General features: G+C 73.7%; 20 protein-coding genes. 13 read left to right on the top strand and 7 right to left on the bottom strand.

Translation table 11 applies throughout. From position 1 onward, the window contains the following. Positions 1 to 6 precede the first annotated feature (6 nt). From AB0898_RS00100 to AB0898_RS00090, 3 genes are all read right to left on the bottom strand, one after another. Positions 7 to 603: a hypothetical protein gene (locus AB0898_RS00100; RefSeq protein ID WP_366800516.1), complete on the bottom strand. Its 597-nt coding sequence runs from the start codon at positions 601 to 603 to the stop codon at positions 7 to 9. A gap of 41 nt (positions 604 to 644) precedes the next feature. After that, positions 645 to 1,184 carry a SigE family RNA polymerase sigma factor gene (locus tag AB0898_RS00095; protein ID WP_366800515.1) on the bottom strand — a complete coding sequence of 180 codons (540 nt, stop codon included), beginning with the start codon at positions 1,182 to 1,184 and terminating at the stop codon, positions 645 to 647. Between the two features lie 267 nt (positions 1,185 to 1,451). Beyond that, positions 1,452 to 2,327 (bottom strand): A/G-specific adenine glycosylase, encoded by an 876-nt coding sequence (locus AB0898_RS00090; RefSeq protein WP_366800514.1) that lies wholly within the window; start codon positions 2,325 to 2,327, stop codon positions 1,452 to 1,454. A gap of 181 nt (positions 2,328 to 2,508) precedes the next feature. Between AB0898_RS00090 and AB0898_RS00085 the strand changes: the two genes are divergently transcribed. Continuing rightward, positions 2,509 to 3,348: a hypothetical protein gene (locus AB0898_RS00085; protein ID WP_366800513.1), complete on the top strand. Its 840-nt coding sequence runs from the start codon at positions 2,509 to 2,511 to the stop codon at positions 3,346 to 3,348. A gap of 211 nt (positions 3,349 to 3,559) precedes the next feature. Here the strand turns inward: AB0898_RS00085 and disA are convergent, their stop codons facing one another. Then, positions 3,560 to 4,684, bottom strand: coding sequence for a DNA integrity scanning diadenylate cyclase DisA (gene disA / locus AB0898_RS00080; RefSeq protein WP_026248940.1), 1,125 nt, complete (start codon positions 4,682 to 4,684; stop codon positions 3,560 to 3,562). A gap of 90 nt (positions 4,685 to 4,774) precedes the next feature. Further along, on the bottom strand, positions 4,775 to 6,184 hold the full coding sequence (gene radA, locus AB0898_RS00075) for a DNA repair protein RadA (RefSeq protein WP_366800512.1): 1,410 nt from the start codon (positions 6,182 to 6,184) through the stop codon (positions 4,775 to 4,777). Between the two features lie 242 nt (positions 6,185 to 6,426). Here radA and AB0898_RS00070 point away from each other — a divergent pair, with 242 nt between their 5' ends. Next, complete coding sequence (locus tag AB0898_RS00070; protein WP_366800511.1) at positions 6,427 to 8,127, top strand: BACON domain-containing protein; 1,701 nt, start codon at positions 6,427 to 6,429, stop codon at positions 8,125 to 8,127. 18 nt (positions 8,128 to 8,145) lie between these two features. Here the strand turns inward: AB0898_RS00070 and AB0898_RS00065 are convergent, their stop codons facing one another. After that, a complete protein-coding gene (locus AB0898_RS00065; protein WP_366800510.1) occupies positions 8,146 to 9,003 on the bottom strand; it encodes a hypothetical protein in 858 nt (285 codons plus the stop codon). 71 nt (positions 9,004 to 9,074) lie between these two features. Here AB0898_RS00065 and AB0898_RS00060 point away from each other — a divergent pair, with 71 nt between their 5' ends. The 4 genes from AB0898_RS00060 to ilvD all read left to right on the top strand — a co-directional run bounded on the left by AB0898_RS00060 (position 9,075) and on the right by ilvD (position 14,900). After that, positions 9,075 to 10,007 (top strand): Ppx/GppA phosphatase family protein, encoded by a 933-nt coding sequence (locus AB0898_RS00060; RefSeq protein WP_366800509.1) that lies wholly within the window; start codon positions 9,075 to 9,077, stop codon positions 10,005 to 10,007. Positions 10,008 to 11,378: 1,371 nt separating this feature from the next. Beyond that, positions 11,379 to 12,191 (top strand): sugar phosphate isomerase/epimerase family protein, encoded by an 813-nt coding sequence (locus AB0898_RS00055; protein WP_407078266.1) that lies wholly within the window; start codon positions 11,379 to 11,381, stop codon positions 12,189 to 12,191. Next, entirely contained in the window at positions 12,188 to 12,793 is a 606-nt protein-coding gene (locus tag AB0898_RS00050; RefSeq protein ID WP_366800508.1) for a TetR family transcriptional regulator, read from the top strand. Before AB0898_RS00055 ends, AB0898_RS00050 begins: the two co-directional genes overlap by 4 nt. A 253-nt stretch (positions 12,794 to 13,046) precedes the next feature. Then, entirely contained in the window at positions 13,047 to 14,900 is a 1,854-nt protein-coding gene (gene ilvD / locus AB0898_RS00045; RefSeq protein ID WP_366800507.1) for a dihydroxy-acid dehydratase, read from the top strand. 52 nt (positions 14,901 to 14,952) lie between these two features. Here ilvD and AB0898_RS00040 read toward each other — a convergent pair whose 3' ends face one another. Then, positions 14,953 to 17,100: a protein kinase domain-containing protein gene (locus tag AB0898_RS00040; RefSeq protein WP_366800506.1), complete on the bottom strand. Its 2,148-nt coding sequence runs from the start codon at positions 17,098 to 17,100 to the stop codon at positions 14,953 to 14,955. A gap of 184 nt (positions 17,101 to 17,284) precedes the next feature. On the opposite strand from AB0898_RS00040, the gene AB0898_RS00035 reads away from it, so the two are divergent. The 7 genes from AB0898_RS00035 (at position 17,285) to proC (ending at position 22,027) form a co-directional block, all read left to right on the top strand. Continuing rightward, positions 17,285 to 17,602 (top strand): SH3 domain-containing protein, encoded by a 318-nt coding sequence (locus AB0898_RS00035; RefSeq protein WP_366800505.1) that lies wholly within the window; start codon positions 17,285 to 17,287, stop codon positions 17,600 to 17,602. 21 nt (positions 17,603 to 17,623) lie between these two features. Beyond that, positions 17,624 to 17,986 (top strand): SH3 domain-containing protein, encoded by a 363-nt coding sequence (locus tag AB0898_RS00030; RefSeq protein ID WP_366800504.1) that lies wholly within the window; start codon positions 17,624 to 17,626, stop codon positions 17,984 to 17,986. Positions 17,987 to 18,030: 44 nt separating this feature from the next. Beyond that, the gene (locus AB0898_RS00025) at positions 18,031 to 18,543 is read left to right on the top strand and encodes an EamA/RhaT family transporter (RefSeq protein WP_366800503.1); all 513 of its coding nucleotides are present in this window, start codon (positions 18,031 to 18,033) and stop codon (positions 18,541 to 18,543) included. Positions 18,544 to 18,688: 145 nt separating this feature from the next. Then, on the top strand, positions 18,689 to 19,480 hold the full coding sequence (locus tag AB0898_RS00020) for a class I SAM-dependent methyltransferase (RefSeq protein WP_366800502.1): 792 nt from the start codon (positions 18,689 to 18,691) through the stop codon (positions 19,478 to 19,480). A 122-nt stretch (positions 19,481 to 19,602) separates the two neighbouring features. Further along, positions 19,603 to 20,388 (top strand): ABC transporter ATP-binding protein, encoded by a 786-nt coding sequence (locus AB0898_RS00015; protein WP_366800501.1) that lies wholly within the window; start codon positions 19,603 to 19,605, stop codon positions 20,386 to 20,388. Next, a complete protein-coding gene (locus AB0898_RS00010; protein ID WP_366800500.1) occupies positions 20,385 to 21,146 on the top strand; it encodes an ABC transporter permease in 762 nt (253 codons plus the stop codon). The genes AB0898_RS00015 and AB0898_RS00010 overlap by 4 nt, the downstream gene beginning before the upstream one ends. 68 nt (positions 21,147 to 21,214) lie before the next feature. Then, positions 21,215 to 22,027 carry a pyrroline-5-carboxylate reductase gene (gene proC / locus AB0898_RS00005; RefSeq protein WP_366800499.1) on the top strand — a complete coding sequence of 271 codons (813 nt, stop codon included), beginning with the start codon at positions 21,215 to 21,217 and terminating at the stop codon, positions 22,025 to 22,027. Positions 22,028 to 22,371: the final 344 nt, after the last annotated feature.

Below are 22,371 nucleotides of genomic sequence, written 5' to 3'. Positions count from 1 at the left end.
GGGGCGTCAGGTGCCCGGGACCGGGCTGGGCTGCTCGCCGACGGCACCGCTGTAGTCGGTGTGGACCGGCTTGCCCTGCACGAACCGGCCGGTCTTCCACCGGTACGGGATCACGTCCTCCCCGGACGGGCTGGAGATGGGGTCCCCCTTCCGGTACACCTGCTTGGTCACGCTCAGCACACCCTGGTCGATCTCCGCGTAGACCGGCGACTCCTCGGTCCGGAAGACGTTCTGGTACGAGCCGCTCGCGTCCCGGTACACATACGACCCGATCCCGACCGCGTCCGTGCAGGTCAGCACGTTGATCACCACGTCGTCCCGGGCCCCGCCGGTCAGATCGCCGTAGGAGACGTCCACCGGGTAGTCGTCCCCGCCGCACGGCTTCAGCTCTTTCTTCACCGCCGCCGAGACCCCGGGGTCGGCCTTCAGCAGCCGCACCGCGTCCACCCGTTTGTACGTACCGGCCGGGCTCGGCGTCGGGGAGGCGGCACCGGCCACTGCCGAGGCGTGCGCCGGGCCCTCGTCCCGCGCGCCGGTGCCCCCGGTGCCGCACGCGGCGGCGAAAAGGGCGACGGCGGTGAGCGCGGCCGCAGCCGTGATCACCGCCCGTGAACTCCGCCGGGTCCCGTCGGACCCGTCGCCGCTCAGGCCGCGCAACGCTCCCGCTCCTCACGCTCCAGCGCGCGTGCGTCCAGATCGCGGGCCTCCAGCTCCTCGCGGAGCCGGGCGAGCGCCCGGTGCAGCGTGCTCTTGACCGTGCCCGGCGACATGCCGAGGGCCGCGGCCGTCTCCTCCGTGGACATCTGCTCCCAGTGTCGCAGCACCACGACACTGCGCTGCTTGGGAGCCAGCACCTTCATGATGTCCATCAGCAGGGAGCGGTCCGCGTACTGCTCGGTGGCGTCGTCCACGCACGCGTCCGGGAGCTGCTCGGTGGGGATCTCCTCCAGCTTGCGGGCCCGCCACCACTCGGTCCGCGTGTTGATCATGACCCGGCGCAGATAGGCGTCCGCGAGCCGCTTGTCCGCGATGCCCTCCCAGCGGCCGTACGTCCGCACCAGCGCCGTCTGGAGCAGGTCCTGGGCGTCCACGGGGTCCGGCACCAGCCGGCGCGCGCTGCGCAGCAACGCGTCCTGCCGCGTGCGGACGTACTCCTCGAATTCGAGCACCTCGCCCTGCGCCATGATCGACCGCCTCCGTCTCCCCGTCGCCCTGCCCAGGCTCACGCCTGACGTCTTCGGCCCGGTGGTCCGCCGGGCACGGAAGAAACCTACGGAGCTGTTGTCACGGGGCTGTGCGGAGCAGCCTGCGGCGGGCGCTCGGCTGTACGTCGGTTGTGTAACGGAAGTAGGTCCGGGGTAAGGAGAGTGGTCATCTTGCCCCGTTTCACGGGGAATTGCCGGTCCGGTCGTCCGGTGACACGGACCCGCTCCCTGTGACGCGGCGGTGCGTCAGCTCAGCGGCAGCCGGTACAGACCGCCCGCGAGCGGCTCCACGAGTCCGTCCGTCACGAGCCCGTCCAGCGCGCGGGCCCGCTGCACCGGCTCGTGCCACACCCGGTCCAGCGCGGACTGCGGCACCGGCACGTGCGCCTCCCGCAGCACCGCGAGCAGCTTGCCGCGCACCTGCCGGTCGGTCCCGGCGTACGTCTGGCCGCGCCGCGGCGGCCCGTCGTGCTCCGGCTTGCCCGCGAGCCGCCAGGCGCACTGGTCCGAGATCGGGCAGCTTCCGCAGCCCTCGTTCTTCGCCGTGCACACCAGCGCGCCGAGCTCCATGGAGGCGGCGGCCCAGCGCGCGGCCGTCTTCTCGTCCTCGGGCAGCAGCTCGCGGGCCAGGCGCCGCTCGGCGGCCGTGGTGGCGTTCGGCGGGTACTGGACCCCCGTCACCGCGCGCGCGAAGACCCGGCGCACATTGGTGTCGAGGACGGCGTGCCGCTGGCCGTAGGCGAAGGAGGCCACGGCGGCGGCCGTGTACTCGCCGATGCCGGGCAGCGCGAGGAGCTGGGCGTGGTCGGTGGGCACGTCACCGCCGTGCCGCTCCGTTATGGCGACGGCCGCGCCGTGCAGCCGCAGCGCGCGGCGCGGATAGCCGAGCCGGCCCCAGGCGCGCACCGCCTCGCCGGGCGCCTCCTTGGCGAGGTCGGCGGGGCGCGGCCAGCGGGCGACCCACTGCTCGTAGACGGGCAGCACCCGGTTCACCGGGGTCTGCTGCAGCATGAACTCGCTGACCATCACGCCCCACGGCCCCGCCTCCGGGCGGCGCCAGGGGAGGTCGCGGGCGTGGAGGTCGAACCAGGCGATCACGGGGGTGTGCAGCTTCTCAGTCATGACCCTTCGATCCTGCCACGCCGCGCACGGTCATCGTCGGTGACCGTGCGCGCACGGAGCGTCGGGGCGTTCACAAGACGCCCGTACTTGACGGCAGTTGCCGGGATGATGATCCGGAAAAGTTGGCGTCGGGGCGGCGGGGGACGCCGTCCGGCGGGGTGATCTCTCGTAGAGTTCGCCCGTGGGATCTCTGCGCAATCCGATCGGGCCGCTTCCCTCGTCCATCTACTGGCGACGGAGGGTCGTACTGGTGTCCGTGGTCGCCGTACTGGCGCTCCTGGTCACCTGGATCGTCACGTCCGGCGGCGGTGGCGGCAAGAAGAACGCCGACGGCACCAACGGCAAGAATCCCGCGTCCACCATCGCCCCGGGCCCCTCCTCGTCCGGCCCGGCGATCAGCCAACACCCGGGCGGGCGCGACGAGTCGGGGGACGGCGGCGACGACTCCGGCTCGGGGTCGGGCTCCGGCGGCGGCTCCGGCTCGGACGACGGCGACGGTTCCGGTTCCGGTTCCGACGACGGCTCGGGCACCGGGGGCTCGGGCTCGGGCGGTACGGGCTCCGGCTCCGGCGGCGGGGGTGTCGGTGCGTCCGACACGATCCCGGCCTCCTCCTCCCTGCCCGACTGCGCCCCCGGCGCGGTCAGCCTCAGCCTGCGCAGCGTCCACAACTCCTACTCGCCCGACCAGACCCCGACCTTCGAACTGGTCGTCAAGAACACGGGCTCCGCCGCCTGCAAGACCGACCTCGGCCCCCGGCACGCCGTCCTGTCGATCACCCCGGCCGACGGCGACGACCCCTTCTGGTCCTCGGACGACTGCCCCCAGGGCGCGACAAGCCTCGTCTTCAAGGTCCCGGCCGGCCAGAGCATCACCTACACGGTCAAGTGGGACCGCGCCCAGACCACCCCGAAGTGCACAACCCCCCAGCCGAACAAGGCGAAGCCGGGCACGTACCTACTGGAAGCGAAGGCCCAGGGCTTCGGGAAGACCCAGACGTCGTTCGTACTGTCGGCGGACTAGGGGTACTCGCAGGCGAGACCCGGGGCAACCGCGGTCTTCGAGGGGCGCGGGCGGCCGGTGTTTTCAGGCGGCGCGGGCAACCGGGGTTTCCGAGGAGCGCGGGGCAACCGGGGTTTCCGAGGAGCGCGGGGCAACCGGGGTCTTTGAGGGGCGCGGGGAACCGCGCGACCAGCCCACCACGACCCGCACCCGAAAACGAACCGCGAAGAACCTAGACGTACCGCTCGAGAATCGAGGACTCGGCCAGCCGCGAGAGCCCCTCCCGCACACTACGAGCCCGAGCCTCTCCAACCCCATCCACAGCCTGCAGATCATCCACGCTGGCAGCGAGCAGCTTCTGCAAGCCACCAAAGTGCTCCACCAGCCGATCAATGATCGCACCGGGCAACCGGGGAACCTTCGCCAGCAACCGGAACCCGCGAGGCGACACAGAAGAGTCCAGCGACTCAGGGGACGCGGTGTACCCCAACCCCCGCGCCACAGTCCCCAGTTCCAGCAGCTCCGCATGACTCAGCGCGTCCAGCTCGGACAACGCCTCCTCCACCGTCCGCGACCGCTTCGCCGTCGGCTCGGGCACATAGTCCCGCACGACCAGCTCGCGGTCCGGCTCGACGCCCGCGATCAACTCCTCCAGCTGAAGCGCGAGAAGACGCCCGTCCGTGCCCAACTCGACCACGTACTCGGCGATTTCGGTGGCGATCCGCCGGACCATCTCCAGGCGCTGCGCGACCGCGGACACGTCCCGGACGGTGACCAGGTCCTCGATCTCCAGCGCGGACAGCGTGCCCGCGACCTCGTCCAGGCGGAGCTTGTACCGCTCAAGGGTGGCCAGCGCCTGGTTCGCGCGGGAGAGGATCGCCGCCGAGTCCTCCAGGACCCGGCGCTGACCGTCCACGTAGAGCGCGATCAGCCGCATCGACTGGGAGACGGAGACGACCGGGAAGCCGACCTGCTTGGAGACGCGGTCGGCGGTGCGGTGCCGGGTGCCGGTCTCCTCGGTGGGGATCGTGGGGTCCGGGACCAGCTGGACGCCGGCGCGCAGGATCTTGGAGAGGTCCGAGGAGAGCACGATGCCGCCGTCGAGCTTGCACAGCTCGCGCAGCCGGGTCGCGGTGAACTCCACGTCCAGGACGAAGCCGCCCGTGCACATCGCCTCGACCGTCTTGTCCCAGCCGAGCAGGATGAGGCCGCCGGTGTTGCCGCGCAGGACCCGTTCCAGACCGTCGCGCAGGGCCGTACCAGGTGCCACGGCGCTCAGCGAGGCGCGCATCAGGCCATCGGGACCGGCACTCCCACCGGACTTTCCGGGAGCTGCTGCCCGGTCGTTGGCTGCCACTGCACTCCTCCGGTCGCAGGTTCTGACGCGTTTCGACGCGCTCCCGTCCCGACGCGCGTTTCGTACGGACGGGCGAGACCTGCACAAAGTCTACCGGCGCTCCTCCGCCTCCCGAGGGGCCTCCCGGCGACGCGAGCGGGGCAGCACCCGCAGCGCGTCGCCCATGTCCGCCACCTCAAGGACCTTCATCCCGGCCGGTACCTTGCCCGGATCGCCGGGGACCAGCGCGTGCGTGAAGCCCAGCCGGTGCGCCTCCGCGAGCCTGCGCTGCACGCCCGTGACCCGTCTGACCTCACCGGCGAGACCCACCTCGCCGATCGCCACGAGGTTCTTCGGCAGCGGGGTGTCACTGGCGGCGGAGGCCAGCGCGAGCGCGATCGCGAGGTCGGCGGCGGGCTCGGAGAGCTTCACCCCGCCCACGGTCGCGGAGTAGATGTCCCGCTTGCCGAGCGCGCTGATCCGGCCGCGCTGTTCGAGCACCGCCAGCATCATCGACACCCGGGAGGTCTCAAGACCCGAGGTGGTCCGGCGGGGGGAGGGGATCTGCGAGTCCACGGTCAGCGCCTGCACCTCGGCCACCAGCGGGCGGCGGCCCTCCAGGGTCACGGTGAGACAGGTGCCCGGCACCGGCTCGGCGCGCCGGGTCAGGAACAGTCCGCTGGGGTCGGCGAGTCCGGTGATGCCCTCGTCGTGCAGCTCGAAGCAGCCGACCTCGTCCGTCGCGCCGTAGCGGTTCTTGACGCCCCGGACCAGGCGCAGCCGGGCGTGCCGGTCGCCCTCGAAGCTCAGGACGACGTCCACCAGGTGCTCCAGCAGGCGCGGTCCCGCGATCGCGCCGTCCTTGGTGACATGGCCGACGAGCAGCGTGGACATCCCGCGTTCCTTGGAGGCGCGGATCAGGGCGCCGGCCACCTCGCGGACCTGGGCCATGCCGCCGGGGGCGCCGTCGATCTCCGGGGAGGCGACCGTCTGCACCGAGTCCAGGATCAGCAGGGAGGGCTTGACCGCGTCCAAGTGGCCGAGGACGGCGGACAGATCGGTCTCGGCGGCGAGATAGAGGTGGTCGTCCAGGGCGCCGATGCGGTCCGCGCGCAGCCGGACCTGGCTCGCGGACTCCTCACCGGTGACGTACAGCGTCTTGTGCTCCTCGCTCGCGGACTTGGCCGCCACGTCGAGCAGGAGGGTGGACTTGCCGACGCCGGGCTCGCCCGCGAGCAGCACGACCGCGCCGGGCACGAGTCCGCCGCCGAGCACCCGGTCCAGCTCGGGCACGCCGGTGGTGCGGGCGGTGGCCTGGCGGCCGTCGACCTGGCCGATGGGCACCGCGGAGCTGGTGACCCGGCCGGGTGCCGTCGTGCGCACCGCGGGCGCGCCGTACTCCTCGACCGTCCCCCAGGCCTGGCACTCGGGGCAGCGGCCGAGCCACTTGGCCGTCTGCCAGCCGCACTCGGTGCAGCGGTAGGACGGACGGTCCTTGGTGGTCTTGGTACGGGCAGCCATGCGGACACCGTAGTCCGCCCCACTGACAACGCCCCCGCGTGCTCCCGCAGGCACCCGTCGCCGAGGGGCGCACACGGGGCGTCCGGGTGCACGCGGGTGGTCCGGCGGGCGTCGCGATGCTCCGGTCGGGAGCCGCCGGGCGGAGCATCCGTGTCCCCTTATGAGGGATCGTTTCACCCGTACGGATTAAAAGGGCTCAAGGTGCGAGAAGAGGCACTCCGCGGGCGCCTACGGTCGCACAGGTGAGGAGCAGCAGTCCGGAGACCACGACCCGCACCACCGGCGCACACCGGGCGCACCGGGAGGCGCGTGACCGAGCCGCCGCGCGGAACATCGCCCGGCGGCCCTCGGCGTGCCACGAGCCGTACCTGGATGGTCTGTTCACCTACTGCCTCTCGGTGCTCTGCGACCACGACGCGGCCACCGCCGCCCTCGGAGAGGTCCTCGCGCTGGCCGAGCGGCGCGGCCCGCGCGTCCCGAAGACCACCGCCGACCGCAGGGCCTGGCTGTACGCGCTGGCCCGCTGGGCCTGTCTGCGCGGTCTCGCCGAGGCCCGCCGCACCCGCCAGGCCACCCACGCGGCGGGCCGCCCGGCCCACGGCACCGAAGCCGCCGGAGCCGCCGAACCCTCCGCGCCGCAGCCCTCCTCCGAGGTCCAGGAGCGCCGACGCCGCGAACTCGCCCTGCTCGCCTGGCCGGAGGCGGCCGGTACGACTCCCGAGCAGCGCGAGGCCCTGGAGCTGGCCGTCCGGCACCGGCTCGCCGCCCCCGAGGTCGCCGCCGTGCTCGGCCTGGAGCCCGCCGCCGCCCGCGATCTGCTCTCCTCCGCCGCCTGCGAGGTCGAGCGCACCCGCGCCGCGCTCGCCGTGGTCGAGACCGGCGGCTGCCCGAGCGTGGCCCACCTGACCGGCGACAGCCGTCTCGTCCTCAGCGCGGCCCTGCGCCGCGAGCTGGTCCGGCACGTGGACGACTGCCCGCGCTGCCGCCGCACCGCCGAGCGCGCGGTGCCCGGCCGCTGGCCCGGCGCCACGGTCACCCCCGCCGAGCTGCCCGTCCTCCAGGCACCCCGGGCCGCCCTGCACGCCGCGCTCGCCGGCCATCCCCGCGCGCGGGGAGCCGCCGTACCGCGCTTCGACCGGCGCGGCTTCCCCATGGACCCCAAGGACCGCGCGGCCCGCCGCGACCGGCTCCGCGCGCGGGCCGTCACCACGACCGTGGTCGCCACCGTCGTCGCCGCCCCCGTCCTCGCCCTGTGGGCCGCCTACCGCAGCGCCCCCACCGCCGACGACGGCCGCCCCGCCGCCGCGCCCGGCGCGAGCGGCCCGGACACGCTCGACGGCGACCACCCGGGGGCGTACGAGAACGCGGGCAACGCCAGCGTGAAGCCCGAACCCCGGCCCGGCGGCACGGCCGACCCGGACGTCTCGGTCGAGGTGGTCAGCGTCTCCGGCGCGGGCAAGAAGGGCGCCGGACAGCTCACGATCGGCGCGGCCACCGAGGGCGACACCACGCTGATCACCCTGCGCGCCTCCGGCTCCGGGCCCGTCCACTGGTCCGCCGCCACCCGGCAGCCCTGGCTCTACCTCAGCCGCTCCTCGGGCACCCTCGCGCCCGGCGACACGCTCACGGTCCGGGTGTACGTGGACCACCTGCGCGAACCCGCCGGGCACTGGCGCGCCCGGGTCGCCGTCGCCCCGGCGGGCGCGGTCGTCACGATCACCGGGTACGGCAGGGCCCGTACGACCCCGCCCGCGACCTCGGCCCCGCCGAGCAGCACACCCCCGGCCTCCCCGACCCCGCCGCCGACGGACCCGCCCAGCAGCGAGCCCCCGCCGAGCGACAGCCCGAGTCCCACGCCGCCGGACCCGGCGACCTCCGAGCCGCCGCCCGTGACCCCGACCCCGCCCACCGACCCGGACCCCTCGGTCCCGGTGGCCGACTGACCGGTCCGGGGACCGTTCTCAGCCCGACTCGCCCGGCCGCGCCGGGTCCGCCGGGTGCGGGGCCACCAGCGGAAGCCGCGAGGCCAGCCGCTGTTCGCACAGCTCGACCAGCCGGTCGTACCCCGCCTTGCCCATCAGCTCGGTCAGCTCGGCCCGGTAGGAGACGTAGACCGGGTCGCCCGCGCCGTGCGCGGAGGTCGCCGAGGTACACCACCAGTGCAGGTCGTGGCCGCCCGGGCCCCAGCCCCGGCGGTCGTACTCCCCGATGGACACCTGGAGGACCCGGGTGTCGTCGGGGCGGTCGATCCAGTCGTACGTCCGGCGGATCGGCAGCTGCCAGCACACGTCCGGCTTGGTCTCCAGCGGCTCGCGGCCCTCCTTCAGGGCCAGGATGTGCAGCGAGCAGCCCGCGCCGCCCTCGAAGCCGGGGCGGTTCTGGAAGATGCAGGAGCCCTGGAAGGGGCGGGTCTGCCGGGAGCCCTCGTCGTCCTCGGCGACCCAGCCGCCGCGCACGCCCTCGTCGTGGTGCTGCCAGATGTCCGGGGTGAGCCGGGCCACGTGCTCCGCGACCCGCTTCTCGTCGTCCTCGTCGGAGAAGTGCGCGCCCAGCGAGCAGCAGCCGTCGGCCGCGCGGCCCGCCTGGATGCCCTGGCAGCCGCTGCCGAAGATGCAGTTCCAGCGCGAGGTCAGCCAGGTCAGGTCGCAGCGGAAGACCTGTTCGTCGTCCGCCGGGTCGGGGAACTCCACCCACGCGCGCGCGAAGTCGAGCCCCTGCTCGTCGTCCACCGGCGCGGCGTCCTTGCGCCTCTTGGACACTTTGTCCGCCTTGTCGTGCTTGGCGGCCTTCTCGTCCTTCGCCTTTTTCGTCTTTGGCACGGGTCCAGGGTAAGTGGCCGAACCCCCTGATCGGGGCCGCCGGCGGGGGCAATGGCAGTAGCGTTCCGTACATGAGACTCGGTGTCCTGGACGTGGGTTCGAACACGGTGCATCTGCTGGTCGTGGACGCGCATCCCGGTGCGCGTCCGCTGCCCGCGCACTCGCACAAGGCCGACCTCCGGCTGGCCCAGCTCCTCGACGGGGACGGGGCCATCGGGGACGAGGGGGTCGACCGGCTCGTGGCGGTCGTACGGGAGGCGCTGGAGGCGGCCGAGGACAAGGGCGTGGAGGACCTGCTGCCCTTCGCGACCTCCGCCGTGCGCGACGCCCGCAACGCCGAGGACGTGCTCGCCCGGGTCGCGGACGAGACCGGGGTACGGCTCCAGGTGCTCAGCGGGGCCGAGGAGGCGCGGCTCACCTTCCTCGCGGTGCGCCGCTGGTTCGGCTGGTCGGCCGGAAAGCTGCTGGTCCTCGACATCGGCGGCGGCTCCCTGGAGGTCGCCTACGGCCTGGACGAGGAGCCGGACGCGGCCGTCTCCCTGCCGCTCGGCGCGGGCCGCCTGACCGCGGGCTGGCTGCCGGCCGACCCGCCCGACCCGGACTCGGTACGCGCCCTGCGCCGGCACGTCCGTACGGAGATCGCCCGCACGGTCGGGGAGTTCGTCCGCCACGGCGCCCCCGATCACGTCGTCGCCACCTCCAAGACCTTCAAGCAGCTGGCCCGCCTCGCCGGCGCCGCCCGCGACGCCGACGGCCTCTACGTGCAGCGGGAACTCAAACGCGAGTCCCTGGAGGCCTGGGTCCCCCGCCTCGCCGCCATGTCCGCCGACCAGCGCGCCGAACTCCCCGGCGTCTCCGAGTCCCGCGCCGGCCAACTCCTCGCGGGCGCCCTGGTCGCGGAGGGCGCGATGGACCTCTTCGGGGTGGAGAGCCTGGAGATCTGCCCGTGGGCTCTGCGGGAAGGCGTGATCCTGCGACGGCTTGACCACATGGGGGCGGGGTGAGGACCGGCTGCGCCGGGCCTTGCGGGTGGGGTGCGGGTGTGGGGTGAGGTGCGGCTGCGGGATGGGGTGCGGGTGTGGGATGGGGTGCGGCTGTGAGGTGAGGTGCGGCTGCGGGGTGGGGGTGCGGTTGCCGAGTGGGGTACGGCTGCTGGGTGGGGTCCGGTGCCGGTTCGGTGGCGCTCGGGAGGGCGTGTGCTCTCCGGCGCCTGCCCGGTGAGGTCCCGCCCTCGCGCGCTGCCCCCGGTGGGCCGGGCCCGTGGCGGTGTCCGCTCCGCCTCGGGGCGCCGGCCCTGTGCCCCGGGCGCCCGGCAGCCCCCGCGTCCCGGCGCCGGCTGACAGCCACCCGCCCGCCTTCCCCTGACGGCACCTGTCGGCCTCGTCCGCCGCCCGCCCCATCCCGCAGCCGCGCACCCTCCCTCACCCCGGGCTCCCATGCCCCTACTCCCCGGTCAGGCGGTGCCCGCCACCCCGGTGTCTCCGCCCGGCGGCGGTCGCCCGCCGCACCTCTGTGGCGGTGCCCGTCACCCTGGCCCACCCCGGCTGCGGGCGCGTCCGCCGTCGTCCTGGGCCGCCCGGCGGTCTCGCGTCTACGCCCCGGTCCTGTCGCGGCGGTGGCCGCCACCTCGGCGGCGGTCGCCCGCCGCACCTCTGTGGCGGCGCCTGTCGCCCCTGGCCCGCTCCGGCTGCGGGAGCGTCCGCCGTCGCTCTGGCCCGCCCGGCGGTCCCGCGCCTACGCCCCGGTCCTGCCCCGGGGGCGCCCGCCACCCCGGCGGCGGTCGCCCGCCGTACCCCTGTGGCGGCGCCTGTCGCCCCTGGCCCGCTCCGGCTGCGGGAGCGTCCACCGTCGCTCTGGCCCGCCCGACGGTCCCGCGCCTACGCCCCGGTCCTGCCCCGGCGGTGCCCGCCACCCCGGTGCCTCCGCCCGGCTGCGGCCGCCCGCCGTACCCCTGTGGCCGCGCCTGTCGCCCGTGCCCGCCCCGAGCTCCCGTGCCCGCGTCACCGCTCCCCGGCCCGGCGGCGCCTGCCCCCCCGGTCCGGCGGTGCACGCCCCCCGGTGTCTCCGCCCCGGCTCCGGTCGCGCGCCTCACCTCGGCGGCCGCGCCCGTCGCCCTGGCTCGCCCCGAGCTCCCGTGCCCGCTTCCTCGCCCCCGGCCCGGCGGTGCCCGCCCCCCGGCCCGGCGGTGCCCGCCCCCCAGCCCGGCGGTGCCCGCCCCCCCCCGGTGTCTCCGCCCCCGCTCCCGTCGCGCGCCCCACCCCGGCGCCCGCACGCCATCGCCCAGCCCCTCTCCCCGGCCGCCCGTCAGTCCCCGTATCTCCGCCCCGTCCGGGGACGCCCCGCGCCGCTCTCACCCCACCCCGTAAGGTGTCCCCGTGGCTGAACCAAGGGACGTAAAGGTCGCCCTGTCGACGGCCTCCGTCTACCCGGAGTCGACGGCGACGGCCTTCGAGATGGCCGGGCGCCTCGGGTACGACGGGGTCGAGGTCATGGTGTGGACCGATCCCGTCAGCCAGGACATCGAGGCGCTGCGCAGGCTGTCCGACCACCACGGTGTGCCGATCCTCGCCGTGCACGCGCCCTGTCTGCTGATCACCCAGCGGGTCTGGTCCACCGACCCGTGGACCAAGCTGCGCCGGGCGCAGTCGGCCGCCGAGAAGCTGGGCGCCTCCACGGTCGTCGTCCACCCGCCCTTCCGCTGGCAGCGGCAGTACGCCCGTGAGTTCGTCGAGGGCGTCTGGCGCATGGCCGACGAGACGGACGTACGGTTCGCCGTCGAGAACATGTACCCCTGGCGCTACCGCGACCGCGAGATGCTCGCCTACGCCCCCGAGTGGGACGTCACCAAGGACGACTACCGGCACTTCACGATCGACCTCAGCCACACCGCCACCGCCCGCACCAGCGCGCTCGACATGCTGGACCGCATGGGCGACCGGCTCGGCCACGTCCACCTCGCCGACGGGCGCGGCTCCGCCAAGGACGAGCACCTGGTGCCCGGCCGGGGCGACCAGCCCTGCGCGGAGGTGCTGGACCGGCTGACCCGGACCGGTTTCGACGGCCATGTCGTCCTGGAGGTCAACACCCGGCGCGCGATGTCCAGCGCCGAGCGCGAGGCGGACCTCGCCGAGGCCCTGGAGTTCACCCGCCGCCACCTCGCGGCCGACGTCCGGGTGCCCCGGCCGTGAGCGACGGCACCGGGCGCCGCCGGGGCCGGCCCCCGCGCACCGAGTCCGGCGACACCCGCGACCGCATCCTCGCCGCGGCCCGCGAGGAGTTCTCCGAGCGCGGCTACGAGAAGACCTCCGTACGCGGCATCGCCAAGGCCGCCGGGGTCGACTCCGCCCTGGTCCACCACTACTTCGGCACCAAGGAGAAGATCTTCGAGGCGGCCGTCACCGTCTCCTTCGCGCCCGCCTTCGCCGCCCCGGACGCCCTCGCGGACGGCCCGCTGGAGACGGTGGGGGAGCGGTTCACCCGCTTCGTGTTCGGCATCTGGGAGAACCCCGCGACCCGCGCCCCGCTGCTCGCCATCGTCCGCTCGGCGGTGAACAACGAGGGCGCCGCCGCCGTCTTCCGCCGGCTGGTCGCCGCCCAGCTGCTGGGCCGTATCGCGAGCCGCTTCGGCGGTCCCGACGCCGAGCTGCGCGCCGAACTGGCGGCCGCCCAGCTGGTCGGCACGGCCATGCTCCGGTACGTGATCAAGGTGGAGCCGCTGGCCTCGGCGGACGTGGAGCGGATCGTGGAGCGGCTGGCACCGGTGGTGCAGGGGCATCTCACGGGGGAGTGAGCGGCCGGGCGGATTTTCGTACACCTGGGCGCGCGGACCGTCCGAGCCCGCCGTACAACTGGGCGCGCGGACCGTCCGAGCCCGCCGTACAACTGGGCGCGCGGACCACCCGAACCCGCCGTACGACGAGACCCGCCACAAGACACCCGTCCCGCATTCCGGACACATCGTCCCGCCCGCTGGATGACCGGCGTACGCTCGGCAGCAGTCAGAGGCGTCTCTGACCCGTCATTCCCCGAAGGAGCGAGCGACGATGCCCGAGCTGAGGTCCCGCACAGTCACCCACGGCCGCAACATGGCGGGCGCCCGCGCCCTTATGCGTGCCTCGGGTGTACCCGGTGCGGACATCGGCCGGAAGCCGGTCATCGCGGTGGCCAACTCCTTCACCGAGTTCGTGCCCGGTCACACCCACCTCCAGCCGGTCGGCCGGATCGTCAGCGAGGCGATCCGCGAGGCGGGCGGCATCCCGCGCGAGTTCAACACCATCGCCGTGGACGACGGCATCGCCATGGGCCACGGCGGCATGCTCTACTCCCTGCCCTCCCGCGACCTGATCGCGGACTCGGTGGAGTACATGGTGGAGGCCCACTGCGCCGACGCCCTGGTCTGCATCTCCAACTGCGACAAGATCACCCCGGGCATGCTGATGGCCGCCCTGCGCCTGAACATCCCGACCGTGTTCGTCTCCGGCGGCCCCATGGAGTCCGGCCGCGCCACCCTGGTCGACGGCACCGTGCGCACGCTGGACCTGGTCGACGCGATCTCCGACGCGGTCAACGACAAGATCTCCGACGAGGACATCCTCCGTATCGAGGAGAACGCCTGCCCGACCTGCGGCAGCTGTTCCGGCATGTTCACCGCCAACTCGATGAACTGCCTGACCGAGGCCATCGGCCTCTCCCTGCCGGGCAACGGCTCGGTCCTCGCCACGCACACCGCCCGCAGGGCGCTGTACGAGGACGCGGCGCGCACGGTCATGGACATCACCCGCCGCTACTACGAGCAGGACGACGAGACGGTCCTGCCCCGCTCGATCGCCTCCTTCCAGGCGTTCGAGAACGCCATGGCGCTGGACATCGCCATGGGCGGCTCCACCAACACGATCCTGCACCTGCTGGCCGCCGCCCAGGAGGCGGGCGTTCCCTTCGGCCTGGAGCAGATCGACGCCGTCTCCCGCCGCGTCCCGTGCCTGGCGAAGGTCGCGCCCAACGTCGCGAAGAACCGCACGTACTACATGGAGGACGTGCACCGCGCGGGCGGCATCCCCGCCCTCCTCGGTGAACTGCACCGCGCCGGACTGCTCAACGAGGACGTGCACGCGGTGCACAGCCCGTCGCTCGCCGACTGGCTCAAGACCTGGGACGTGCGCGGCGGTTCACCCTCCGCCGAAGCCGTCGAGCTGTGGCACGCGGCGCCCGGCTGCGTCCGCTCCGCCGAGGCATTCTCCCAGTCCGAGCGCTGGGACTCCCTGGACGACGACGCCGAGGGCGGCTGCATCCGCTCCGCCGAGCACGCCTACTCCAAGGACGGCGGCCTCGCGGTCCTCAGGGGCAACCTCGCCGTCGACGGCTGCGTGGTGAAGACCGCCGGCGTGGACGAGTCGGTGTGGACCTTCGAGGGCCCGGCCGTGGTCTGCGAGTCCCAGGAGGAGGCCGTCCGGCGCATCCTCACCCAGGAGGTCAAGGACGGCGACGTGGTCGTCATCCGCTACGAGGGCCCCAAGGGCGGCCCCGGCATGCAGGAGATGCTCTACCCGACCTCGTATCTCAAAGGCCGCGGCCTCGGCAAAACCTGCGCCCTGATCACCGACGGCCGCTTCTCCGGCGGCACTTCGGGCCTCTCCATCGGCCACGCCTCCCCGGAAGCGGCCTCCGGCGGCACCATCGCCCTGGTCCGCGACGGCGACCGCATCCGCATCGACATCCCGAACCGCACCATCGAACTCCTCGTGGACGACGCCGAACTGGCCCGCCGCGACGCGGAGTTGGGCGGGGTCTACGCCCCGGCCAACCGCGACCGCAAGGTCTCCGCCGCCCTGCGCGCCTACGCCGCGATGGCCACCAGCGCCGACCGGGGCGCCGTGCGCGACGTGAGCCTCCTGGGCTGACCGGACGACAGCGAAAGGGGGCCGGTGCGCGACGCCGGTCCCCTTCGTGTCGTCACCAGCCGGACGGATGCCGCGCGTCCACGGCGAAGACGCTCCCGTCGGGAGCGGAGGCGTAGACGCGGGAGCCGGCCACCAGAGGGGCCGGGAGCGAGCCGACGAGTTCGCCGGCGTGTGCCCCCAGCCTCGGCGGGGTCTGCCCGAGGAGTGTTCCGTGGCGCGCGTCGACGGCGATCAGGCGTCCGTCGGCGGCGGAGAAGTACACGCGGCCACCGGCGGCCACCGGTGCGGAGCCGCGGCTCACCGCCGTCTGAAGGACCCATCCCTGCTTGGGGCGTGAGACATCGACGGCCTCCAGCGCACCGCCCGCGGCCAGCAGGTACACGACGCCGCCGCCGACGCCGGCCTGGGGTGCCAGCCGGGGGACGGCGAGCGGCGCCCGCCGCAGTGCCTTCGTCGCCGGGGTGTAACGCACCACCGCGTCCGTCTGCCCGGAGGCACGATCGACCGAGAGGAAGTACAGGGCGCCCCCTTCGCTGCCGACCGGCCGCAGCGAGCCCGCCAGCCGCGTCCGCAGGCGTTCGGCACCGGTGACCGGATCCACGGCAATGACGTGCGTGGAGGTTCCGTCCGCCGAGGTGGTCACCGCGTACACCGACGGATCACCGGGGAACGAGGCGAGCGTCGGTGTGCCACCGCCCGGGACCGCCCGCCGCCACCGCGTGCCGCCCGATCCGCCGTCGATCCCGGATACCGACCCGTCGGCGCCCGTCACGAGGAACACGTCGGCGGAGCCGGGTGCGGTGCCGGGCGCGGTGCCCTGCCCCGCCACCTCCCGCTTCCAGCGTGTCCTGCCCGACGAGGGGACGAGTGCCTCGACGCGCCGCCCCGTCACCACCTGGAGAAGACCGCCCGACAGCGACGGCCTGCCGCTCGTACCGTCCCCGGCGACGGACCGCCGCCACAGCCGGGTGCCGCGCGCCGCGTCGAGCGCGAACGCCTCTCCGGCGCGCAGGCAGAGCAACTTTCCCTCGTCGTAGACGCATTGAGGCATCCCGGAACCGTCGCCCGCGGGCTTCCGCAGCCATGGCGCGACTGCCGCGGCGCCGCGCACCGCGACCTTCTCCGTTCCTTCCGCGGCCTGGCCGCCGCCGAACCACCGCACGGCACCTGCCGCACCGCCCACGACGAGCACCACGAGCACGACCGCCGCGGCCGCGCGAGTCCCCCGGCCGCGCAGCCACCCCCGGGAAGCAGCCGCGGGCGTCGTCGCGGAGACGCCCCCGGCGACGGAAGCGCCCTCGGCGGCGGCCTCCCGCGCCGGTCCGGGCCCCAGGGGGCGCTGTGCCGGGAAGAACGGGCGAGTCTCGTACGCGGCCGCCGTCGACCTCAGCTCCCGCATCAGCTCGTCCGGGGTCGGCCGGTCCCCGGGCTCCTTGGCGAGGCAGCTCCGCACGAGCGGCGCGAGATCCTCCGGAACACCGGTCAGGTCCGGTTCGTCGTGCACCACTTGATAAGCCACGACATAGGGGCTGTCGGAGTCGAACGGTCCTCGCCCCGTCGTCGCGTGCACCAGCACCGATCCCAGGGCGAAGACATCGGCAGCCGGTCCCACTTCCTTCGGCCGGCGGAACTGCTCGGGCGCCATGAACGGCGGCGTGCCGATCAATTTGCCCGTCTCGGTGCGCAGTTCACTGTCCGCGGGCCGGGAGATGCCGAAGTCGATCACCTTCGGGCCGTCCTCGGCGAGCAGCACGTTGCCCGGCTTCAGATCCCGGTGCACGACCCCGGCCCGGTGGATGTCCCGCAGCGCCTCGGCGAGCCCGGCCATCAGCCGCCGGGACTGCGTCGCGTCCAGCGGGCCATTCCGCTTCACCTGTTCCGCCAGCGTCGGACCGGGGATGAACAGCGTCGCCATCCAGGGCCGTACGGCGTCCGGATCGGCGTCGACGACGGGGGCCGTGAAGGCGCCGCTCACCCGGCGAGCCGCCGCCACCTCCTGCCGGAAGCGGCCTCTGAACTCGGGGTTCTCGGCGTATCCGGCATGGACGACCTTCACTGCGAGTTTCAGTCCCGAGGTGCTGTGGGCCATGTGCACCACGCCCATGCCGCCGGACCCCAGCCGGGACTCCAGGCGGTAGTTACCGGCGTACTCGGGAAGTTCCGCTTCCGTGCCCGCTCCGGTGTTCGGCTGTGGCGCCATGGACCACCCCCGTGATCTTCGGGTCACGCGCGACGCAGGGAGCCTAGTCGATGACCCGTACGAATCCGGGTGGGCCCTCCGGGACCATTGAGGGTTTTGTTCGAACTAGGCACGCCTGTTTCATGATTCGATGCGCGGTAGTCGAACGATCCCGTGACCGCCATGGGGTCCGAGGGGGGGCGTCATGTCCGTCGACCGTACCGAGGAAGTGTCCACCGCCACCGTGCCGGAAGCGCTCACGGCGCAGGCGACCGTCAGCACCTACCCCGTCGCCCCGGGGGTCCGTCTGAACGTCCGCAGCGGCCCCGGCACCGGGTACGGCATCGTCCGCCTCCTGCCGGAGGGTGCCCGCGTCCCGATCTTCTGCCAGACGCCGGGCACCAAGGTCAGCGGTCCCTACGGCACCTCGAACATCTGGGACAACATCGACAACGGCGAGTACGTCTCCGACGCCTACGTGCACACCGGCAGCGACGGCTACGTGGCCGACCGCTGCTCCTGATCCCACCGGAAAGGCAACGACATGACTTCCCCACGCCGCAGATCCGCCCTGCTCGCAGGCGCCGCGGGAGCCCTCCTCCTGGTGACGGGCCTCGCGGCCCCCGCGAGTGCCGCCCCGGCCGCGCCCGCGACCGCCACGGCCAGTTACGCCGTCGCTCCGGGCGTCCGTCTGAACGTCCGCAGCGGCCCCGGCACCGGGTACGCCCTCATCCGCGAGCTGCCCGAGGGCGCCCAGGTCACCATCAACTGCCAGTCGCCGGGCACCACCGTCAACGGCTACTACGGCACCTCGAACATCTGGGACAACATAGGCTCCGGCGAGTTCGTCTCCGACGCCTACGTGCACACCGGCAGCGACGGCTACGTCGCCAACCGCTGCCTCTGACCCGGCCCGCCGGCCGCCGCCCCCGGGCCGCCATAATCGTCCCCGTGAGCGACGAAACCGGCACCAGCCCCGAAACCCGCGCCGGGGGCGGCGACGCGGGCCCCCGCCCCGAGCCCCTGCGCTTCTACGGCACGTCCTGGGTGGACCACGGCAGCGGCTACGCGGCCCGCCGCGCCGGCACCGCCCTGGGCGCCCTCGCCGCCGCCGGCGCCGCCTGCCTGGTCCTGCGCTTCGCCTACCAGGGCCTCCAGATCGCGGGCACCGGCTCCTTCGTGACGCTCCTGGTCGTCGGCATGTTCGCCGTGTGCAGCGCGCTCGCCTTCGGCAACACCTGGCAGAGCTACGAACGCCGCCCCGACCCCGACCGCCAGGCCTCCCTGCGCGGCCTCCTCACCATCGGCTTCGTCGGCTCCCTCCTCGCCTACGCCTGCCGCGCCTTCCTGGAAGCCCCCGGCGAAAAACTCGCCCGCGCCGAGTACGACAAGGCCCACACCGAGTACACCCGCACCCGCTCCCGCCGCACGGGCAACCCGGCGAAGAAAAAGCGCGGCAAGTAGGACACGGGGGCGGCGGCGCCGGGGGCGAGGCGCCGGGGCGCCCCGCGAGCCGTCCCGCGCGAAGCCTGCCGCGCACCCCGCCCCACGCACCCCCCGCCCGAAACCCACTCCCCACACCCGCCCCACCCCGCGCACCATGGACCGCATGCCCCCATGCGAACCCACCGCAGCCCCGCCCTCCCGCTCCACGCGCGCCCACTCCTTCAACGCGGCCGCCGCCCAGTACTCCGCGAGCCGCCCCTCCTACCCGCCCGCCCTCCTGGACGCGCTGGAGGAGCTGTCCGGCCGCCCCCTGGCCGGGGCCCGCGTGGTGGACGTGGGCGCGGGCACCGGCATCGCGAGCCGCGTGCTGCACGAGCGCGGGGCACGCGTCCTCGCCGTCGAGCCCGGCGCGGGCATGGCCGCCGAGTTCCGCCGGGCCCTGCCGGACGTCCCCCTGGTCCGGGGCGACGGCAACGCCCTCCCGGTCGCCGGCGCCCACGCCGACCTCATCACCTACGCCCAGGCCTGGCACTGGACCGACCCGGCCCGCTCGGTGCCGGAGGCGCTGCGGGTCCTGCGTCCGGGCGGCGCGCTCGCGCTGTGGTGGAACACCGACGCCCCCGACATCGAGTGGATCTCCGAGGCCGGTGAGCGCATCGCGCGCTTCTTCGGCCTCGACCTGCCCGCCGAGAAGCGCAAGGCGCCGGCCCGCACCGAGTTGGCCGACCCCAGCGGCCGACTCGACTTCCGGCGCCGCGTGGTCCGCTGGAGCCGCCGCGTCCCCCTCGACGTCCACCTCGCGAACCTCGGCAGCCACTCCGCCTTCCTCCTCACCCCGCAGGAGGACCGCACCGCCTTCATGGCCGAGGAGCGCGCCCACCTGCGGAAGGTCTTCCCGGACGGCGTGGTCGAGGAGACGTACGACGTGCAGCTGATCGTCGCCGTAAAACCCTGACGCCCACCCCGCCGTAACGGCGTAACCCCACGGAACGGCGGCCCGGTACCCCTACCCGGCCGCCGTTCCGCATGCCCGGCCCCTTGACGGCGACACGCCACGGGAGAATTATTCATCACGTGATGAATAACGAGCCTCCACCCACCCCGGCGGCCGTCCACGCCGACGCCCTCACCGTCGTACGCGGCCCCCGCACCGTCCTCCACGCCCTCGGCTTCACCGTCCCCCGGGGCCGCATCACCGGCCTGCTCGGCCCCTCCGGCTGCGGAAAGTCCACGCTGATGCGCGCCATCGCCGGCACCCAGGCCAAGGTCACCGGCACCCTCGACGTGCTCGGCCGCCCGGCGGGCCACCCCGCCCTGCGCCACCGCCTCGGCTACGTCACCCAGGCCCCCTCCGTCTACGACGACCTCACCGTCCGCCAGAACCTCGACTACTTCGCCGCGATCCTCGACCCCGGCCGCGCAGCCGCCGACCGCCGCCGCACCGCCGTCACCCGCGCCCTCGCCGACGTGGACCTCACCACTCACGCGGATGCCCTCGCCGGAAACCTCTCCGGCGGCCAGCGCAGCCGCGTCTCCCTCGCCGTCGCCCTCCTCGGCACCCCCGAACTCCTCGTCCTGGACGAACCGACCGTCGGCCTCGACCCCGTACTCCGCCGCGACCTGTGGACCCTCTTCCACACCCTCGCCGCCGAACGGGGCACCACCCTCCTCGTCTCCTCCCACGTCATGGACGAGGCCGAGCGCTGCGACCACCTCCTCCTCATGCGCGACGGGCGCGTCCTCGCCGACGACACCCCGGAGAACCTGCGCACCCGCACCGCCACGGACACCGTCGAGGCCGCCTTCCTGCACCTCGTGGACGAGGCCGCCGCCACCGACCGCACCAAGGAGCCGACCCGATGAGCACGACCACCGCGGCCGCGCTGAACCCCGGCCGCACGACCGCCACCGCCGCCCGCGTCCTGCGCCAGCTCCGCCACGACCCCCGGACCATCGCCCTGATGCTCCTGGTCCCCTGCCTGATGCTGGTCCTGCTGCGCTACGTCTTCGACGGCAGCCCCCGCACCTTCGACAACATCGGCGCGTCCCTGCTCGGGATCTTCCCGCTGATCACGATGTTCCTGGTGACCTCCATCGCCACCCTGCGCGAACGCACCTCCGGCACCCTGGAACGCCTCCTGGCCATGCCGCTCGGCAAGGCCGACCTCATCGCCGGTTACGCCCTCGCCTTCGGCGCCGTAGCCGCCGTCCAGTCCGCCCTCGCCACCGGCCTCGCCGTCTGGCTCCTCGGCCTCGACGTCACCGGCTCGCCCTGGCTCCTCCTCCTGGTCGCGCTCCTGGACGCCCTGCTCGGCACGGCCCTCGGCCTCTTCGTCTCGGCCTTCGCGGCCTCGGAATTCCAGGCGGTCCAGTTCATGCCCGCGGTGATCTTCCCCCAGCTCCTGCTGTGCGGCCTCTTCACCCCGCGCCCCGACATGCACCCCGCACTGGAGGCCATCTCCGACGTCCTCCCCATGTCCTACGCCGTCGACGGCATGAACGAGGTCCTCCACCACCCCGACATGACGACGACCTTCCTCCGCGACGTCCTGATCGTGGCCGGCTGCGCCCTCCTGGTCCTCGCCCTGGGCGCGGCCACCCTGCGCCGCCGCACGGACTGAACCCCACCGGGGGTCCGCCCACCGGACAAGCCCCCGCACCCGGCACCCCCGGTGCGAGGATGAACCGCATGAGCCAGAAAGTCGCAGTCCTCGGCACCGGCAAGATCGGCGAAGCCCTGCTCAGCGGAATGATCCGGGCGGGCTGGGCCCCCGCCGATCTCCTGGTCACCGCCCGCCGCCCCGAGCGCGCCGAAGAGCTCCGCGCCCGGCACGGCGTCACCCCGGTCACCAACACCGAGGCCGCCAAGACCGCCGACACCCTGATCCTCACCGTCAAGCCGCAGGACATGGGCACGCTGCTCGCCGAACTGGCCCCGCACGTCCCCGCCGACCGCCTGGTCATCAGCGGCGCCGCCGGCATCCCCACCTCGCTCATCGAGGAGCACCTGGCCGAGGGCACCCCGGTCGTACGCGTCATGACGAACACGCCCGCCCTGGTGGACGAGGCCATGTCCGTCATCTCCGGGGGCAGCCACGCCACCGCCGCCCACCTCGCCACCGCCGAGGAGATCTTCGGCGCCGTCGGCAAGACCCTGCGCGTCCCGGAGAACCAGCAGGACGCCTGTACGGCCCTGTCCGGCTCCGGCCCGGCGTACTTCTTCTACCTGGTCGAGGCCATGACCGACGCGGGCATCCTGCTCGGCCTGCCCCGCGACAAGGCGCACGAGCTGATCGTCCAGTCCGCCATCGGCGCCGCCACGATGCTCCGCGACAGCGGCGAGCACCCGGTCAAGCTCCGCGAGAACGTCACCTCGCCGGCCGGTACGACCATCAACGCCATCCGCGAGCTGGAGAACCACGGCGTACGCGCCGCCCTCATCGCCGCCCTGGAAGCGGCCCGCGACCGCAGCCGTGAGCTGGCCTCCGGCACCAAGGACTGACCCACTCCAAGATTCTTCCCAGGAGGGGGTTGACACTCCCTCCTGGGGTGCGTAATGTTCTCCGAGTTGTCCGACGTGAGAGCCGACTCCGGTCGGTCCCCGGACAGCCATTCCGCAAGGCCCACTCGACATCGACGCTCCTGCGTCGCTTGTTTCGTTGTGCGCATTTGCGAAATGAGGAATCCGTGTTCGAAAGAGCGCAGGGACCCCGATTGGCTTCGGGGGCCGGGAATCCGCTAAAGTCTCACTCGTCGGAACGGCCGCGAGGCCGGGAAGACAAACCCCGCTGACTGGGGGTCAGACACTGAAAAGGATCTGATAGAGTCGGAACCGCCGGAAAGGGA

Source organism: Streptomyces sp. NPDC005435, from assembly GCF_040703155.1.
Taxonomy (GTDB): Bacteria; Actinomycetota; Actinomycetes; order Streptomycetales; family Streptomycetaceae; genus Streptomyces.
Note: the sequence above shows the minus strand (reverse complement) of the source record. Positions and strands in the feature narration are given on the sequence as shown.

What these genes read in the sequence shown, in the direction of transcription:
- AB0898_RS00010 (WP_366800500.1), top strand. Translation starts at nt 20,385, where the DNA reads ATGAGCACGACCACCGCGGCCGCGCTGAACCCCGGCCGCACGACCGCC.
- AB0898_RS00060 (WP_366800509.1), top strand. Translation starts at nt 9,075, where the DNA reads ATGAGACTCGGTGTCCTGGACGTGGGTTCGAACACGGTGCATCTGCTG.
- ilvD (WP_366800507.1), top strand. Translation starts at nt 13,047, where the DNA reads ATGCCCGAGCTGAGGTCCCGCACAGTCACCCACGGCCGCAACATGGCG.
- AB0898_RS00015 (WP_366800501.1), top strand. Translation starts at nt 19,603, where the DNA reads ATGAATAACGAGCCTCCACCCACCCCGGCGGCCGTCCACGCCGACGCC.
- proC (WP_366800499.1), top strand. Translation starts at nt 21,215, where the DNA reads ATGAGCCAGAAAGTCGCAGTCCTCGGCACCGGCAAGATCGGCGAAGCC.
- AB0898_RS00030 (WP_366800504.1), top strand. Translation starts at nt 17,624, where the DNA reads ATGACTTCCCCACGCCGCAGATCCGCCCTGCTCGCAGGCGCCGCGGGA.
- AB0898_RS00090 (WP_366800514.1), bottom strand. Translation starts at nt 2,327, where the DNA reads ATGACTGAGAAGCTGCACACCCCCGTGATCGCCTGGTTCGACCTCCAC.
- AB0898_RS00095 (WP_366800515.1), bottom strand. Translation starts at nt 1,184, where the DNA reads ATGGCGCAGGGCGAGGTGCTCGAATTCGAGGAGTACGTCCGCACGCGG.
- radA (WP_366800512.1), bottom strand. Translation starts at nt 6,184, where the DNA reads ATGGCTGCCCGTACCAAGACCACCAAGGACCGTCCGTCCTACCGCTGC.
- AB0898_RS00040 (WP_366800506.1), bottom strand. Translation starts at nt 17,100, where the DNA reads ATGGCGCCACAGCCGAACACCGGAGCGGGCACGGAAGCGGAACTTCCC.
- AB0898_RS00020 (WP_366800502.1), top strand. Translation starts at nt 18,689, where the DNA reads ATGCCCCCATGCGAACCCACCGCAGCCCCGCCCTCCCGCTCCACGCGC.
- AB0898_RS00035 (WP_366800505.1), top strand. Translation starts at nt 17,285, where the DNA reads ATGTCCGTCGACCGTACCGAGGAAGTGTCCACCGCCACCGTGCCGGAA.